This window comes from Paenibacillus sp. FSL R10-2734 (assembly GCF_037963865.1).
In the GTDB taxonomy this organism is placed as follows: Bacteria; Bacillota; Bacilli; order Paenibacillales; family Paenibacillaceae; genus Paenibacillus_AQ.
The window spans coordinates 6,483,074-6,499,134 of sequence record NZ_CP150170.1 but is presented as its reverse complement, the minus strand read 5'-3'; the positions used below and the strand labels follow the sequence as shown (position 1 = coordinate 6,499,134).

The following is a 16,061-nucleotide window of genomic DNA, read 5'->3' as shown; positions in this document are numbered from 1 at the left end:
AAAGGGGTAGGGAATATGATTCGAGAATTAACACAAGCGGAAATGACATCAATTTTGAGTTCGATCCATAGGGAACAGCATTTTTTATACTATTCATACCTTACAGCTCGTAAGCATAATTCGGTACATTATGGACAGTTTACTGACCAGGGGGAGCTGCTCGGCGTATTGGCCTTTTTAAGGGGGCTTCCGTTCTATGCTTTTTCTGTATTTCCTGTTGAAAAGTCATTTTGTTTCCGGTCAGTGCTTTCATTAATGAAAGAACAATTGCATTTACCTGACAATGCTGTCGGTAATGTGATTGTTAATGAAGAAGTTATGGCTGTACTCGCTTCTCAGCTTGAGCTTGTTAAGTCACCCAATAAACTGCTTCTAATGAAGCATATCCATCAAGAAGCATTGCCACCGGTAGATACAAGTGTTTTACATTTGGGTCCTACTTATTTTGAGCTTATTGAGTCGAAAATGGCCGATTTAGATACAATGGCTTTTTCAAAAGAAGAATTACAGTATCCGTTCTATGGTGTGATGGAACAACGTGAGCTGATTGCAGTAGGGGGATACCATATTTATAGTGAGGATTACGTTGAATTGGGGAACATCGGAACGGATGTAAGATGGAGAAGGCAAGGCTACGGGAAAAAGATTTGTGCAGAGCTCACCCGAGCGGGGAGAAGGGTTACCTCAAACGTGTATTTGAATGTCCTTGAGGAGAATGTAGGCGCAATTTCACTATATCAATCGATCGGTTATGAGCTTATGTGCAAACAGCACATGGTTGAATTTGTTATTGGCAGTTGATTGGCAGAGTAAAAAGGGCTACGCGGAATTATAATCCGCGTAGCCCTTTTTGCAAGACCCTCTTAAATAACCCCTTCAGTCCGGTCTTCATTCATTCGCATCATTCGTGCTGCAACCGAAGTAGTGTGTAATGGTAAAGATGATGGACGTGCAGAGGCTCTCTGAGCTCTACGTAAATAATAGGATAGCTTGCCGCTAAAAATTTTATGGGCGCAGAGTGAAAGAGCAAAATCTTCCGGTGTTACGAAGCAGGAAGGCTTATTCACAGGCTGAACTGCAGTTTCTTCAAATAAAGAGGCAACGAAGTGGGAACAAAAATAAGCATTTTCTCTATCGATTTTAATATTCAGAAGCACACCGATCAGTCCTAAAAGATGGTATTTATAACGTTCCTGATTTTGCATCATCCCTTGGACGTGGTTATACATGGTATCGTATTCCGTCTCGCTTACACGCAACTGGTATATGGAACAATTAGCACTGTTATAAAAAGGGTCGATAAAGTTCTCCTGAATTAGACCTGCGACGAATGGATTGTGCATTTTTTTTCTTCCGAAGCTGTATACCTCCCGCAGTTCACAGTCAAAGGCGATCGAAGCATGATTCAGATCGGCTTTTGTAAACCACTTTATAAAACCACTAAAGGCCGTACCTGTACCGGTAAGCACAATAAAGATGTCCTTATTCGAACTCATGTTCAAAGTTCCTTTCCACTAGGAAATGTTGGGTAATGAATGAAAATTATGCTTAACTAACTCCATCTTACTGTATATTTGAGCATTGTAAAACAAACTTTAGTCGTAAATAAAAACTAGACCATAGACTAGTGCAACTTTGGCTTGTCTCATAGTTCTTTTTGTGTATATAAATACGTCGATATTGCAAAACATAAGCTGTTCAAATAAAGAGTTTTTAAAAACAATTGGAATTGCTTCCACACTAATGATACAATAAGAGTCAAAATGACATTCTTGAGATTTCAGAGGAGGAACTATTAAATGAGTGAACAAGAACAAGCGATTCAAAAGGAAGAAAACTCAACTGTAGATAACCTGTCGATTACAACGATTCGTACTTTGGCGATTGACGCTATTGAAAAAGCAAATTCCGGACACCCAGGTATGCCAATGGGTTCTGCACCAATGGGCTACCAATTGTTTGCAAAAACAATGAAACATAACCCTGATCATCCAACATGGGTAAACCGTGACCGTTTTGTATTGTCCGCAGGACATGGCTCCATGCTTCTATACAGCTTGCTGCACCTTAGTGGCTATGATCTGCCAATGGAAGAATTGAAAAATTTCCGTCAATGGGGCAGCTTGACTCCGGGTCACCCAGAAGTGGGTCACACCGCCGGTGTTGATGCTACTACAGGTCCACTTGGACAAGGTATTGGTATGGCTGTTGGTATGGCTATGGCTGAAGCTCAACTCAGCGCTACCTACAACAAAGATGAACATAAAGTGGTCGACCACTATACTTACGCTATTTGTGGTGACGGTGACCTTATGGAAGGGATCTCTTCCGAGTCCGCTTCACTCGCGGGTCATTTGAAACTGGGCAAATTGGTTGTTCTATACGATTCAAACGACATCTCTCTTGATGGTAAATTGAGTCTGTCCTTCTCTGAAAATGTAGCTCAACGCTTTGATGCTTATGGTTGGCAAGTTCTGCGCGTAGAAGACGGTAATGATCTTCCGGCTCTGGAAAAAGCTATTGCTGAAGCACAAGCTGATACTAGCAGACCGACTTTGATCGAAGTGAAAACTGTAATTGGTTATGGTAGCCCTAACAAACAAGGTAAAGGCGGCCATGGCGGTACTCACGGTTCTCCACTTGGCGCTGAAGAAGCTAAGCTGACCAAAGATTTCTATAAATGGGTATATGAAGAGGATTTCTATGTACCTGATGAAGTTCGTGCTCATTTTGCAGAAGTGAAGAAGAACGGAATCGAAGCTAACAAGGCTTGGGACGAAAAATTCGCAGCTTACAAAAAAGCATATCCAGAGCTTGCTGCACAGTTCGAAACAGTAATTAATGGCGATCTTCCAGAAGGCTGGGATGCTAACCTTCCAACTTACACTACTGAAGATAAAGCAGTATCGACTCGTGTCGCTTCCGGTAGTGCGCTTAACGGTCTGACTGCTGGCGTTCCTCAGCTTGTGGGCGGTTCCGCTGACTTGGAAAGCTCCACTATGACGCATTTGAATGGTTTGACATCGTTCACACCAGAATCTTATGATGGCCGCAACATTTATTTCGGCGTACGTGAGTTTGGTATGGCTGCTGCAATGAACGGTATCGCACTGCATACTGGTCTTAAAGTATTCGGAGGAACATTCTTCGTGTTCACAGACTACTTGCGTCCAGCAATTCGTTTGGCTTCGATCATGAAATTGCCAGTAACCTATGTACTGACACATGACAGTATTGCAGTTGGTGAAGATGGTCCTACGCATGAACCAATCGAACAATTGGCTTCCCTGCGTATCATCCCAGGTCTGACTGTTATTCGTCCGGCTGATGCTAACGAAACTTCTGCAGCATGGGCTTATGCTATGGAAAACAAAGAGAATCCAGTTGCTTTGGTTCTGACTCGTCAAAACTTGCCAATTCTCGCTGGAACCGTTGATGGCGTTCGTGAAAACATCAAACGTGGTGGTTATGTAGTCTCTGATTCCAAGAACGGCACTCCACAAGCACAACTTATCGCTACTGGATCTGAAGTACAACTGGCTGTTAAAGCACAAGCTGCTTTGGCTGAAGAAGGTATCGATGTTCGTGTAATCAGCTTGCCAAGCTGGGATCTGTTCGAGAAACAAGATAAGGAATACCGTGATTCCGTAATTCTTCCAGGAGTCAAGGCTCGTCTTGCTATCGAAATGGCACAAACCTTCGGCTGGGAACGTTACACTGGTGACCAAGGCGATATCCTCGGCATCACTACTTTCGGAGCTTCCGCGCCTGGCGACAGAGTAATGAAAGAATACGGCTTTACTGTTGAGAACGTAGTTAGCCGTGTGAAAGCACTTCTGTAATTAACTGAATAATCATTAGGGGGAGAACAAGTAATGAGTCAGTTTAACAACGCAACGATTGAAAAAGCAGCCAATGTATATTATGGAGGACAAGTAACCAGCCGTACGGTAATTTTGCAGGATGGAACTAAGGTGACACTTGGCATCATGTTGCCTGGTGTATATGAATTTGGTACGGATGGTCCTGAAATTATGGAGATTCTGTCCGGTGATCTTAAAGTGCTGCTTCCCGGCACTGAGGTATGGCAGGAGATCGAGGGAGCGGCAACGTTCAATGTTCCTGGCAACTCTAAATTTGCGTTGGAAGTATTTGAAGTAACTGATTATTGCTGTTCTTACCCAGTAATTTAGTTCAAAGTATAGAAATGAAGAAGCATCCTGGCAGCCTCGGCTACCGGGATGCTTTTTTTGTGTAAGTACGTCCTTATAAGGATGTACGCGTTTATACTTGGTAAGCAGGAATAGAGCAAAAAGCCTAAAGGAATATTCAACTATTCAAAAAAAGATTAATATAATTAATTTATTGACGAAAATATGACATCCTCCTATACTTCTAATATCAATTTAGTAGACTGATATTGTTTATCAGTAGACAGAAATAGGAGATGCCAACATGAGAAAGTCAGATTTTCGCAAGCGAATACATAAGATTACACTATTGTTGCTCAGTTGTGTGCTGCTGATAACTTTATTCGTAGCTGCAGCACCGGTTCAGGCAGCGGCGACGAATATAGTGAATCCCAATCAAGTCTATTCTTATAACTTAATGAAAAGGGATATTGAGAGGTTGGTGCAGGAATATCCCGATCTAGTAACGTCCGAATCTTTAGGAAAGTCTCCTTATGGACGGGATTTGTGGGCGGTGAAGTTAGGCAGGGGAGAATCAGTGCTGTTTCTTAACGGTTCGCATCATGCTAGAGAGTGGATGACAACTAATCTATTGATGAAAATGCTCGATACATATGCCCAAGCTTATAAAACTAATGGGAAAATAGAAGACTATAACGTACGCAGTTTACTTGATCAAGTCAGCATTTGGATCGTTCCGATGGTCAATCCGGATGGTGTTACTTTATCCCAACAGGGCACTGTAGGTCTTCCAGCCAATTTGGCTAAAACGCTGATTAAATATAATGGGAACAGCACAAATTTTAGCCGCTGGAAAGCAAATATGCAGGGAATTGACCTTAACCGTCAATATCCAGCTAACTGGAATACGATTAAGAATTCGGTTTCAACTCCTGGGTATCAGAATTATAAAGGGAAGAAGCCAGCTGAAACCTCTGAAGTACAGATGATGATGAAATTGACAGAAAGAATTGACCCGGAAGTAACCATTTCCTATCACAGCTCTGGTGAAATCATATTTTGGAATTTTAATACGCTCAGCAGCAATCTAAACCGCGACAAAACAATAGCTCGGACGCTTGGTAACCTAACAGGCTATTCTCTAGTAGCTCCGGAAAAGAACCCTTCTGGGGGTGGTTATAAGGATTGGTTCATTCAGAAGTATGGCCGTCCCGGGTTCACGATTGAAATTTCAAGCTATGTGGGTGAGACCAGTGTTCCCTTAAGAAAGTTTGATAAGATCTGGTCAGAGAATAAGGAGGTTGGGCTTTACTCTGCGCTACAATCCTATTCTTTATGGCTGAATAAGCAGAAGCCTCAATATCCTCAGCGATCCATGAGTTTGCTGGCGGGAACGGAACTTTATACTAAAATAGGGGCTTCAACAGGAGGCATCAATCTGCAGCCACAAATGCTTCAAGTGATTGCGAAGAAGGGCGACTGGTATCAGGTTCAAGCAGCGGAAGGCCTCGGATGGATTCATCCTTCACCGGGAAAGCTCGTTATCGTCGAGGAAATTTTGGCGAATGCTGAATTCCAGCAAAGTATACCTGCTTATAAGTATCCAGATACTTACGCTCCTAAAGTGGTTTCTCTCGATCCACAGTCCGTCCAGGTCACGGGAAGATGGGGCACTTGGTTACAAGCCTCTACCCCGAGCGGGAGCTGGTGGATTGATGGGCGTAAGGCAAAGCTCGTTTGGCCGATAGAGGAGACAGTGCAGGAGCAGCAAGTGAAACTGGAATAACCAGCGAAGAACAACCAGATGTTAGGACTACTCCTTAGTAGTACATACATATTTGCAGTAACATTAAAGGGGGTCTCAAGCCAAGTTCATTCTTGGCTTGAGACCCCCTTCTAAATAATGCTTCTCTTCGATCTGAATCTTGTATCTATTACTGGTCTGCTTTACTGCCGATTTTTTGTCCGATCCATTCTTCATAGGATTTAACCACTGCGGACAGATCCTCATCAGCAAAGCCGTTGTTGAATCCTGCCTGAAACATGCTCTTAGCTACACCAAGCATAGGGGTAGGCACGCCGGTGGAGTCGCTTAGCGAGGAAGCCAGCTTGAGATCTTTCAGCATAAGACCAAGAGAGAACTGATTGCTGAAATCATTATCGATAATTTTCTGACCCTTGAGCTCAGCTTGCTTGCTGCCCGCAGAACCGTTCTTAACAAGCTCTAGAAATTTATCAGCAGGTACACCAGATTTGACAGCGATGGAGAAGCCTTCAGCTAGAGCGACATTGTGGATACCAACCATGGCATTATGTGCTAGCTTAGCCGCAGCGCCGCTACCATTGTCACCCATATGTAGGAGTAACCGGCCCATAGTATCGAAGATATCGCGATGCTGTTCTATGACTTCAGCACTGCCGCCAACCATGAACACCAAGGTTCCTTCAATAGCTGCCGGTTTGCTTCCAGTTACTGGGGCGTCTAGAAAATGACCACCGCGAGCTTCTACAGCAGCGGCAATTTCGTGAACTAGTCCCGGAGAAATTGTGCTGGAATCAATAATCAAGCCGCCTGGCTTAAGAGCATCGAGAATACCATCCTGACCATAAAACACTTCACGAACCGAATCATCATTACTGATCATGGTAATAATAACATCCTTACCTTCAGCTGCAGCACGTGGCGTAAGGGCAGTCTGGGCACCTTCTGCTTCGAGAGGTTTGCATTTAGCTGTCGTACGGTTGTACACCGTTACCTGAAAGCCGCCACGAAGTAAGTTGGAAGCCATTGGCGCTCCCATCGTTCCAAGTCCGATAAAACCGATTTGTTTCATTTGTGTAGCCACCTTCCGTTTTCTTTATTCTATCACGGCACTTAGGCTGGCACCACAGCTCAACCATACCTATTGACGTAGGAAACGCTTCCATGAAACTTTCAAAAACTTGGTTCAAAAGCCCGTGATGTGCCCGAAGACCTTGCCAGTCAAGGCAAATTAAAGTATCCTAATTATAAGTTGTAACAAGCGGTTTTAAATTTAAAGAGATAAACAGGAGGTTTCCATTACCGATGTCTAAGAAGATTAATTTTGACTACACCAAAGCTCTTTCGTTCTTTAACCAACAAGAAATTGACAACCTTGCCGCTCCAGTTAAGTTAGCACACGAACAGTTGCATAATAAGACTGGTGCAGGTTCCGACTATCTTGGATGGATTGATCTTCCATCAGCTTATGATAAGGAAGAATTCGCACGTATTCAGCAAGCTGCAAAGAAAATCCAGAGCGATTCCGAAGTACTGATTGTCATTGGTATTGGGGGTTCTTATCTGGGAGCACGTGCAGCGATCGAAGCACTCTCGCATTCTTTTTACAATAACCTTTCTAAAGATAAGCGCAAAACTCCAGAAGTTTATTTCGCGGGTAACAACATCAGTTCTACATACATCACGCATTTGCTTGATCTAGTAGAAGGCAAAGACTTCTCTGTGAACGTAATTTCCAAATCAGGAACTACTACTGAGCCAGCCATTGCTTTCCGCATTTTCCGCGCAGCTCTGGAGAAGAAATACGGCAAGGAAGAAGCTCGTAAACGTATTTATGCTACTACAGACAAGGATAAAGGCGCCCTTAAGAAATTGGCTACTGAAGAAGGTTATGAATCCTTCATCATTCCAGACGATGTAGGCGGACGTTATTCTGTATTGACACCTGTAGGCTTGCTTCCAATCGCAGTAGCAGGTATTAACATCGAAGAGATGATGCAAGGTGCTGCAGCCGCTGCGGACGAGTTCAGTAATCCTGATGTAGCTACTAACCAAGCTTATCAATATGCTGCAGTTCGTAACGCTCTGTATCGCAAAGGTAAGACAACTGAAATTCTCGTTAACTACGAGCCTTCCCTACACTTTGTATCAGAGTGGTGGAAACAATTGTTTGGCGAGAGCGAAGGTAAAGATTTCAAAGGAATTTATCCATCTTCCGTTGATTTCTCCACAGATCTACACTCCATGGGTCAATTTATCCAAGAAGGTAACCGTAATATCTTTGAAACGGTGATCCAAGTAGATCAAGTAGCTCATCATGTAACCATTGAGAACGATCCAGATGACCTGGATGGCTTGAACTTCTTAACAGGAAAGACAATGGATTTCGTGAATAAGAAGGCTTTCCAAGGTACAATGCTCGCGCATACAGATGGTCAAGTACCTAACCTTATCGTTACTATTCCAGATCAAACACCATACACATTTGGTTATTTGGTTTACTTCTTTGAAAAAGCTTGTGGTATCAGCGGTTACCTGCTCGGAGTTAACCCATTCGACCAACCAGGCGTAGAAGCATACAAGAAAAATATGTTTGCGCTGCTTGGCAAACCGGGTTACGAAAAAGAAAAGGCAGAGCTGGAAGCAAGACTTACAGAATAGCATTACAGCAGTATTTTAGAGACCATCCATACTAGTGTAAGTCACCAGGAGCAGTCCATAGGTAATCCAATACCGGGGGCTGCTCCTGACATTATATAAAGACATCATATGTATATAAGGACTGGAATAATTATGTTAGAACAATATCGAACGGTGCGTACTTCTGGTTCCAAGGAAGTCGTAATCCGCAAATCTCGCTTCATTGGTCATGTTATGCCGGTTGAGAATGAAGAAGAAGCAATGTTGTTTATCGAAGACATCAAGAAAAAACATCGGGACGCAACGCATAACTGTTCTGCTTATGTGATTGGGGAGAGAGACGAAATCCAGAGGCAATCGGACGACGGGGAGCCGAGTGGAACAGCCGGCAAACCGATTTTGGAAGTAATCCGCAACCAGGGAGTTAAAAATGTCGCAATCGTTGTTACCCGTTATTTCGGAGGCATTATGCTGGGTGCCGGAGGGCTGATTAGAGCTTATACGGATGGAGCAGTGCTTGCGCTTGAAGCAGGAGAAGTAATCACCCGTGTGCTAAGACGAGAGGTATTCGTAGAAATTGAATACACTTGGCTAGGCAAGGTTGAGAACGAACTTCGTGGAAGAGGTATTCAGACTGGCGAGACTTTGTTCACCGACAAAGTAACGTTGTTATGTTTGCCGCGAAATGATGAGGGAGACGCATTTATGGCATGGATAACAGATCTAACCCAAGGGCAAGCCTTGGTAACAGAAGGGCGGCGGATTTACTACAGCGAAGGGGATTAAGTATATGGCAAGGAGAGCAGTGGAGCAGGAGTTGTCGAGGGAACGAATATTAGAGGCCGCTAGGCATCTGTTTATTACCAAAGGGTACCGAGCGATTTCAATGCGAAGCATCGGTCAGCATTTGGGGTACAGCCACGGCTCTCTCTATTATCATTTCAAAGAGAAGGCGGAGTTGTTCTACGCCATTGTTGTTGAAGATTTTAATCATGTAGCTACTTTGCTAGGCCAAGTAATGAATTGTCCTCCTGAAGAGGGGATGACTCGGGTAGAGCAGCTGATTATGGAATTTATTAGGTTTGGATTAGATCACCCCTATCAATATGAAATTATGTTCATGATTCGTGATGAAGAGCTGCTAGCTTATTGTAGAGCAGAGCAGGGACGATGTTTCGATTTATTCTCAAGTATTGTGCGCCGTCATATGAAGGAAGAGGGATATGTGTCTGAGGATTGGCAGAACGTGCCGCTAACCTTGTTCTTATCCGCTCATGGATTTATATCTTATTATATCCAAGACAAAGTATCATTTGAGGATGTAAAAGAGGCAGCATCAGCTCATATTAAGGTTTTATGTCGCAGCCTTTAGCTAGCTGTTTTTTTTATAAGTTTTCACTTTAAAGCTGTGCATTGGTATAACACTGCTTCTCTACTTGGTCAAAGTAATATTTAGTTTTAGTTATATTTAATGGCCGCTCCGAAGCAGTATCGGAAGCGGCCATTTGAATTTTTATATTGTTTATCCCTCTATAATTTTTAAGAAACATTGTCTACGTCTAGGCCCATCGAACTCGCAAAAATAAATACCCTGCCAACGTCCTAGTAATAGCTCGCCATCATGGATGATTATGCTCTGCGATGGTCCTGTCGTAATGGACTTAAGGTGAGAGGCGGTATTACCTTCCGCATGTCGATACTTCGGATGCTCCCAAGGGTAGACTTCATCTAAACGCATCAGAACATCATGCCTCACATCAGGATCTGCATTCTCATTAATTGCAATTCCTGCGGTGGTATGCGGGCAATAAACTACGATCACACCGTTTTGTACTCCGCTTTTTTTTACGTAAGAAATGACTTCACGAGTAATATCACGGAATTCATCCCGTTTCGTTGTAGTAATCTCCAGTGTATGCAGCATAATCATTCCCCTTTCTGATATGTGCCTCTTTTTCCTATACTTTGTTATATATATTTTACCCCAAATTCACTTGAAAGTAATTGACGACAACGAGAAGGATTTGGTAAAGTAGTAATAATATAAAACCAAGTATATAAATAGGAATAATTAGTGGAGATGTTGGTTAGTATACCGACCGGTTATCCGGAGGTGGGAGGGCAAAATCATTGAATTCGCTGCTTAGACACAAAGGTTGGACTTGGGGTTTCCGAACTACTATTTTGCTCTATTTTGTAGTATTGATCGTGCTGCCCATACTCGGGGTCTATTACAACTCTTTTACGCTGGGTTTCGGCAATTTTGTGGAAAGCATAAGCGACCCAATTGCCTGGAAGTCGGTGCTGTTAACCTTAAAGCTGGCGATCATCGCTACTTTAATTAATGTCTTATTAGGAACAATGATCGCCTGGGTTCTTATACGTTATCAATTCATTGGTAAAGCGTTGCTCAACAGTCTTGTGGATTTACCCTTTGCGCTACCGACGGCAGTTGGTGGCTTGATGATTTTGCTCTTGCTCGGACCTGGTAGTCTTATCGGCAAAGCTGCAGAAGCGCTTGGTTTTGAAATTGTTTTTCATCAGCCGGCTATCGTAATTGCTATGGTCTTCGTAACCTTTCCTTTCGTGATTCGAGCGGTTCAGCCCTTACTGGAGGAACTAGATCCTTCCGAAGAGGAAGCCGCTTATACAATGGGTGCCAAAGGGGCTAGGGTCTTCTGGCATGTCATTCTCCCATCCATGGCTCCTGGTATGATCAGCGGTGGAATGCTTGCTTTTTCACGAGCACTTGCTGAATTTGGTGCTGTAGTTCTTGTAGCGGGCAATATTCCAGGTCGTACACTCGTATCTTCTGTTTTTATTTTTGGTGAAGTTGAAAGTGATAATCCAGTCTCCGCCGCAGCGGTTTCTGTTATTCTCTTGACCTTATCCTTTCTCATACTTTGGCTAATTAATATGCTGCAGATGCGGGGGAGACGCTCATGAGAAAATTATGGATTGGACTCACCTACTTAGTGTTTTTTCTACTGATAGCTGCGCCTCTAGGGAAAATGGCTATAAATGCTTTTAGTGAAGGGTTTGGTGGCTTCTGGAATGCCCTGACTAGGCCGGAAGCGCTGCATGCGCTTATGATGACTGGGCTTGTTGTGATAGTAGTTACGTTATTGAATACATTATTCGGAATTATGATGGCTTTGTATCTTGTTCGGGCGAACTGGATTAGTAGACGTCTTAAGGGATTGCTAAACAGTATTGTTGATTTGCCTTATGCTGTGTCTCCTGTAATCGGAGGATTGATGATCGTTCTGCTCCTGGGTCCTGATAGTGCCTTGGGTGAGATTTTTGAAGGGATTGGGCTGAAGATTGTCTATGCGATTCCTGGAATGATCATTGCCACCTTGTTCGTAACCTTTCCTTTAATGGTGCGCGAGGTAATGCCGGTGCTACAGGAAATTGGTTCACAGCAGGAGGAAGCTGCTTCTACATTGGGCGCTCGTGGCTGGACTATTTTTTGGAAGGTGACTTGGCCTTCGATTCGTTGGGCGGTCGTGTATGGGGTCATCCTTACGGTGGCTCGTTCACTAGGAGAGTTCGGCGCGGTGCTCGTGGTCTCGGGAAACATTATGAACAAAACTCAGACGGCGACGACGCTAGTCTATCAGGATGTTGAAAATTTTAATGTAACGGCTGCTGGAGGAATAGCGCTAGTACTGGCTGCATTTTCTGCAGGTCTGCTGCTATTGATGGAATGGACCAAGAGAAGAAAGGAAGTGCAGTAATATGCATGTGGAAGTGCGAGGATTAAATAAGCATTTTGGAGATTTTCATGCGGTCAAGGACGTCAATTTCGCCATTACAAAAGGTCATCTGATAGGACTGCTCGGCCCGAGCGGAGGCGGTAAAACTTCAATTCTTCGCATGCTCGCGGGGCTGGAGTCACCGGATAAGGGTGAGATTATTTTTCATGGACAAACGGTTAATCATCTTCCACCACAGGAGCGCGGAATCGGCTTCGTCTTCCAGAACTATGCATTATTTAAGCACATGACTGTTTTTGATAATATTGCTTTTGGATTAAAGGTTAAAAAGGCTAGCAAAACTGCCATTCGTGACCGTGTTATGGAACTGGTGGAGCTTACGGGGTTAAAAGGCTTTGAGAAGCGTTATCCGCATCAGCTATCAGGTGGACAACGTCAGCGTGTAGCCTTTGCTCGTGCGCTCGCGCCTGAACCACAGCTACTGCTCTTAGATGAACCGTTCGCAGCTATTGATGCGAAGATTCGTCAGGAGCTGCGCGCTTGGCTACGTGAATTGATTGAGCGTGTGGGTATCACTTCGATCTTCGTAACCCATGACCAAGACGAAGCGATTGAAGTCGCGGACGAGATTATGATTATCAACCAAGGTCGGTTAGAACAAAAGGGCACCCCGTGGGATATTTACAAGGAGCCAAAGACACCGTTCGTGGCAACCTTTATTGGGGAGTCGACACTGATTGACAATGCTTCTGAGGTTAAAGGCTTTAAAGGTGCGGGGGACGGTAAGCCTACCAAAGCGCTGATTCGTCCGGAATATATTGAAGTTGGTAACCTGCATGAGTTCAAGATGGCTTCTGCTACGGAAAAAGGTGTCGTAAAACATCTACATTTCCGTGGAAGCGAATGGCTCGTTGAGGTTGAAGTCAATGGTCATAAGCTGGTCACTTACCGTTCCTTGGAGAAAGAAACCTTGCAGCCGGGACAGGATATCTCAGTGCTTGTGCACCGCGCCTACTTGTTTAATGATGAGCGAAGCTGGATTCAGGAGAACAACCTGAAAGAAGATCCGATGCCGATATTTATTTAATAAATGGAAAAAGCCTCTTACCACTCCTGAAAGATGGCCACCCGGAGATTGAACAGCTGATGATTACATTTTAGGGAAAACCTCCCTAAAATGTAGGATTTATCGTGATCTCTGCGATAATTAGGGAAAACCTCCCTAATTATCGTGGTGATTCCTTCATAAAGAGTGTTTTCTCGTATTTTTTAGGGAGGATTTCCCTAAAAGTGACTAAATGAACCGATAATTGACTGATTTCAGGGAGGATTTCCCTAATCCGCACAGAGTAGCGAATGTGATGAGCTAGGATTAGAGGAACTGAAGTGAAGGTATGAAGTAATGGAGTGGAAGTTTGGAACTGTAGGAGCGTAGCGACCGCCTTTGTTCCCGGATTTAATCCGCTGAGGATATAAAATTAATAAATCTGGGAACAACAGCGGCCGAAAGTCCAAACATTCCGCGTAATTACGGCAAATACCGAACGTTGGTTACTTGAATTTCAGATTCAGCCATAGAGATACGTTCAAGGAGACATTTAAAATCATTACCTCGAAGGATGTGGGCCGCAATGAAATTCAAAAGGAGCAGACAACTGCACGGATGTTTAGCTGCCCTAATACTTGCCGTACTCACACTGGCAGCAGTCGGTTGCGGGAATGAGAAGGCTATTACGGCGATGGCAGAACCTTCGAAGCAGGGGGATGTCACGCTGGTCATTGGCGCATATAGTGTGGCTAAGGATGCAATGGAAGATATTTTGCCGTTATTTGCAGCGCAGTGGAAAGCGGATACTGGGCAGAATATTAGTTTTCAGCAGTCTTATGAGGCTTCAGGAACACAGGCACGTGCGATTGTGGGTGGGTTCGAAGCGGATGTTACGCTGCTAGCCCTGGAGGGTGATGTCGAGAAGCTGGTCAAGGCTGGACTCGTAGCGCCAACGTGGAAAGAGCAGGGTGAACAAGGCATGGTAACACGTTCAGTCGTAGCTCTTGGTACCCGTGAGGGAAATCCTAAAGGAATTCATGATTTTGAGGACTTAGCCAAGCCAGGAATTAAAGTGTTATACCCAAATCCCAAAACATCCGGTGGCGCGCAGTGGGATATCAACGCGATCTATGGGGCGGGTCTGAAGCTGTCAGAGGAGCAAGAGGGCGTTAAGAATCCAGCAGCAGCCAAAGATTTTTTAGAAAGTGTACATGCCAATGTGGAGTCTCTGGATAAGAGCGGTCGCGCATCCATGGCAGCCTTCGAGTATGGAGTGGGGGATGTCATTGTCACCTATGAGAATGAACTGCTGGCCCGGATTGCTCAAGGGGTTAAATACGAAGTCATTATTCCTAAAAATACAATTCTGATTGAGAACCCAGCAGCTGTTGTAGAGAAGTATGCGGATGAGCATGGGACTCGCGCGGCAGCTGAAGCATTGATTGATTTTTTAATAACCCCACAGGCACAAAAAATCTTTGCAAAATATGGCTTTCGTCCCGTAGATAAACAGGTCTATGCCGAGAACAAAAGCCGTTACCCCGATCCAGCGGGCCTCTTTGATATCAATTATTTAGGTGGCTGGGATGAGGTGCGAAGCACACTTTATTCCAAGCGGGGAATTTGGTATCAGGTACTTGCAGGAATATAAGGTAGAGGTGTATGAAGAGAGTCATCCCAGCAGGTCTTCTGCTTCAGGGATGGCTTTTTTTAGTGAGCATCTTTAAGATAGACATATGATAATTAAAGACTTCCTTGATGGAACTGAAGGAGAGATAGTGTATGGATACGTTGGTATTTTTGGGTACTGGGGATGCCATGGGTGTTCCACGGGTATATTGCAGCTGCGAGATTTGCACAGAAGCAAGGGAACAAGGGAGCAATATAAGGCTGCGTTCCTCTGTACTTATAGATAATGGCAGTGACTTTCTAGTTATTGATTGTGGCCCGGACTGGCGACGTCAGATGGAGGCGCAGGGAGTACGGAATATGCGCAGACTGCTGGTGACGCACGCTCATTTTGATCATATTGGTGGGCTGCCGGAATGGGCGGATGCTTGTCGATGGACGGGCATTAAGGGTGAACTTTACACTCCAGCGGAAGTGATTCCGATTATTGACCGGCAATACCCTTGGCTGCGTAATCACATCGAGATGATTCCCTGTGATGAAGGCATGGAGCTGGACGGTTGGAAGATAGATACCTGGAAAGTAAACCATGGTAAGAATGGATACTCATACGCTTTTCGGTTGGAGAAGGAGGGCTACACATGGGTGTATTGTCCAGATTCCATATCTCTTGGGGCCGAGGAGACTCGTTTGATGCATGAAGCTGACTTGTTGGTCCTTGGTACAAGCTTCTATTACGAAGCGGCGGAGCTATCCACTCGTTCTGTATACGATATGACGGAGGCGGCGGAGCTACTGCAAATCGTGAAGCCTAAAAAGGCAGTATATACCCATATGTCGCATGATGTGGATATGAGAAGATCATATATTTTGCCAGAGAATGTTACATTGGCACAGACAGGTATGAGAATTCCACTTGGACCATTGGAGGTCAGATGAAATTAGTTGCAAAGAGGGACATCATTCGGGCAGATTTCGGCCTGGGGGTGTCCCTTTTGTGATATCTATTGCATTCAGTATTCAGATGTATGTTTATACTTTATAATCAGAAAGTGCTACCTACTTATATTTACATATATAGAATAATTATCAACGTAAGGAAGGGGAGTAAC

15 protein-coding genes are annotated in these 16,061 nt (G+C 44.2%); 12 read left to right on the top strand and 3 right to left on the bottom strand.

Annotated elements, in window-relative coordinates; all coding sequences use genetic code 11:
* The first annotated feature begins 15 nt into the window (after positions 1-15).
* The gene (locus NSS67_RS28130; protein ID WP_339317041.1) at positions 16-801 is read left to right on the top strand and encodes a GNAT family N-acetyltransferase; all 786 of its coding nucleotides are present in this window, start codon (positions 16-18) and stop codon (positions 799-801) included.
* Between the two features lie 62 nt (positions 802-863).
* On the opposite strand, the gene NSS67_RS28125 is transcribed toward NSS67_RS28130, so the two are convergent.
* On the bottom strand, positions 864-1,496 hold the full coding sequence (locus NSS67_RS28125; RefSeq protein WP_339317040.1) for a hypothetical protein: 633 nt from the start codon (positions 1,494-1,496) through the stop codon (positions 864-866).
* 303 nt (positions 1,497-1,799) lie between these two features.
* Between NSS67_RS28125 and tkt the strand changes: the two genes are divergently transcribed.
* The 3 genes from tkt to NSS67_RS28110 all read left to right on the top strand — a co-directional run bounded on the left by tkt (position 1,800) and on the right by NSS67_RS28110 (position 5,937).
* A complete protein-coding gene (gene tkt / locus NSS67_RS28120; RefSeq protein WP_339317039.1) occupies positions 1,800-3,842 on the top strand; it encodes a transketolase in 2,043 nt (680 codons plus the stop codon).
* A 33-nt stretch (positions 3,843-3,875) separates the two neighbouring features.
* On the top strand, positions 3,876-4,193 hold the full coding sequence (locus NSS67_RS28115; RefSeq protein ID WP_339317038.1) for a pyrimidine/purine nucleoside phosphorylase: 318 nt from the start codon (positions 3,876-3,878) through the stop codon (positions 4,191-4,193).
* 262 nt (positions 4,194-4,455) lie between these two features.
* Complete coding sequence (locus NSS67_RS28110; RefSeq protein WP_339317037.1) at positions 4,456-5,937, top strand: M14 family metallocarboxypeptidase; 1,482 nt, start codon at positions 4,456-4,458, stop codon at positions 5,935-5,937.
* Between the two features lie 148 nt (positions 5,938-6,085).
* On the opposite strand, the gene NSS67_RS28105 is transcribed toward NSS67_RS28110, so the two are convergent.
* Positions 6,086-6,985 (bottom strand): NAD(P)-dependent oxidoreductase, encoded by a 900-nt coding sequence (locus NSS67_RS28105; protein WP_339317036.1) that lies wholly within the window; start codon positions 6,983-6,985, stop codon positions 6,086-6,088.
* 233 nt (positions 6,986-7,218) lie between these two features.
* On the opposite strand from NSS67_RS28105, the gene NSS67_RS28100 reads away from it, so the two are divergent.
* From NSS67_RS28100 to NSS67_RS28090, 3 genes are all read left to right on the top strand, one after another.
* Positions 7,219-8,574 carry a glucose-6-phosphate isomerase gene (locus tag NSS67_RS28100; RefSeq protein ID WP_339317035.1) on the top strand — a complete coding sequence of 452 codons (1,356 nt, stop codon included), beginning with the start codon at positions 7,219-7,221 and terminating at the stop codon, positions 8,572-8,574.
* A gap of 132 nt (positions 8,575-8,706) precedes the next feature.
* On the top strand, positions 8,707-9,339 hold the full coding sequence (locus NSS67_RS28095) for a YigZ family protein (RefSeq protein ID WP_339317034.1): 633 nt from the start codon (positions 8,707-8,709) through the stop codon (positions 9,337-9,339).
* Positions 9,340-9,343: 4 nt separating this feature from the next.
* Positions 9,344-9,925 carry a TetR/AcrR family transcriptional regulator gene (locus NSS67_RS28090; protein ID WP_339317033.1) on the top strand — a complete coding sequence of 194 codons (582 nt, stop codon included), beginning with the start codon at positions 9,344-9,346 and terminating at the stop codon, positions 9,923-9,925.
* A gap of 150 nt (positions 9,926-10,075) precedes the next feature.
* Here NSS67_RS28090 and NSS67_RS28085 read toward each other — a convergent pair whose 3' ends face one another.
* Positions 10,076-10,477, bottom strand: a complete 402-nt coding sequence (locus tag NSS67_RS28085) for a secondary thiamine-phosphate synthase enzyme YjbQ (RefSeq protein WP_339317032.1) — start codon at positions 10,475-10,477, stop codon at positions 10,076-10,078.
* Positions 10,478-10,683: 206 nt separating this feature from the next.
* On the opposite strand from NSS67_RS28085, the gene cysT reads away from it, so the two are divergent.
* The 5 genes from cysT (at position 10,684) to NSS67_RS28060 (ending at position 15,888) form a co-directional block, all read left to right on the top strand.
* Positions 10,684-11,499, top strand: coding sequence for a sulfate ABC transporter permease subunit CysT (gene cysT, locus NSS67_RS28080; protein WP_339317031.1), 816 nt, complete (start codon positions 10,684-10,686; stop codon positions 11,497-11,499).
* Positions 11,496-12,293, top strand: coding sequence for a sulfate ABC transporter permease subunit (locus NSS67_RS28075; RefSeq protein ID WP_339317030.1), 798 nt, complete (start codon positions 11,496-11,498; stop codon positions 12,291-12,293). Before cysT ends, NSS67_RS28075 begins: the two co-directional genes overlap by 4 nt.
* A gap of 1 nt (position 12,294) precedes the next feature.
* Complete coding sequence (gene cysA, locus NSS67_RS28070) at positions 12,295-13,359, top strand: sulfate ABC transporter ATP-binding protein (protein WP_339317029.1); 1,065 nt, start codon at positions 12,295-12,297, stop codon at positions 13,357-13,359.
* A gap of 544 nt (positions 13,360-13,903) precedes the next feature.
* Positions 13,904-14,971, top strand: a complete 1,068-nt coding sequence (locus NSS67_RS28065; protein WP_339317028.1) for a sulfate ABC transporter substrate-binding protein — start codon at positions 13,904-13,906, stop codon at positions 14,969-14,971.
* A gap of 131 nt (positions 14,972-15,102) precedes the next feature.
* Positions 15,103-15,888 carry an MBL fold metallo-hydrolase gene (locus NSS67_RS28060; protein WP_339317027.1) on the top strand — a complete coding sequence of 262 codons (786 nt, stop codon included), beginning with the start codon at positions 15,103-15,105 and terminating at the stop codon, positions 15,886-15,888.
* Positions 15,889-16,061 lie beyond the last annotated feature (173 nt).

Bases quoted from the DNA above. Each gene is read 5' to 3' on its own strand.
- NSS67_RS28130 (WP_339317041.1), top strand. From the start codon at position 16: ATGATTCGAGAATTAACACAAGCGGAAATGACATCAATTTTGAGTTCG.
- NSS67_RS28125 (WP_339317040.1), bottom strand. From the start codon at position 1,496: ATGAGTTCGAATAAGGACATCTTTATTGTGCTTACCGGTACAGGTACG.
- tkt (WP_339317039.1), top strand. From the start codon at position 1,800: ATGAGTGAACAAGAACAAGCGATTCAAAAGGAAGAAAACTCAACTGTA.
- NSS67_RS28115 (WP_339317038.1), top strand. From the start codon at position 3,876: ATGAGTCAGTTTAACAACGCAACGATTGAAAAAGCAGCCAATGTATAT.
- NSS67_RS28110 (WP_339317037.1), top strand. From the start codon at position 4,456: ATGAGAAAGTCAGATTTTCGCAAGCGAATACATAAGATTACACTATTG.
- NSS67_RS28105 (WP_339317036.1), bottom strand. From the start codon at position 6,985: ATGAAACAAATCGGTTTTATCGGACTTGGAACGATGGGAGCGCCAATG.
- NSS67_RS28100 (WP_339317035.1), top strand. From the start codon at position 7,219: ATGTCTAAGAAGATTAATTTTGACTACACCAAAGCTCTTTCGTTCTTT.
- NSS67_RS28095 (WP_339317034.1), top strand. From the start codon at position 8,707: ATGTTAGAACAATATCGAACGGTGCGTACTTCTGGTTCCAAGGAAGTC.
- NSS67_RS28090 (WP_339317033.1), top strand. From the start codon at position 9,344: ATGGCAAGGAGAGCAGTGGAGCAGGAGTTGTCGAGGGAACGAATATTA.
- NSS67_RS28085 (WP_339317032.1), bottom strand. From the start codon at position 10,477: ATGCTGCATACACTGGAGATTACTACAACGAAACGGGATGAATTCCGT.
- NSS67_RS28075 (WP_339317030.1), top strand. From the start codon at position 11,496: ATGAGAAAATTATGGATTGGACTCACCTACTTAGTGTTTTTTCTACTG.
- cysA (WP_339317029.1), top strand. From the start codon at position 12,295: ATGCATGTGGAAGTGCGAGGATTAAATAAGCATTTTGGAGATTTTCAT.
- NSS67_RS28065 (WP_339317028.1), top strand. From the start codon at position 13,904: ATGAAATTCAAAAGGAGCAGACAACTGCACGGATGTTTAGCTGCCCTA.
- NSS67_RS28060 (WP_339317027.1), top strand. From the start codon at position 15,103: ATGGATACGTTGGTATTTTTGGGTACTGGGGATGCCATGGGTGTTCCA.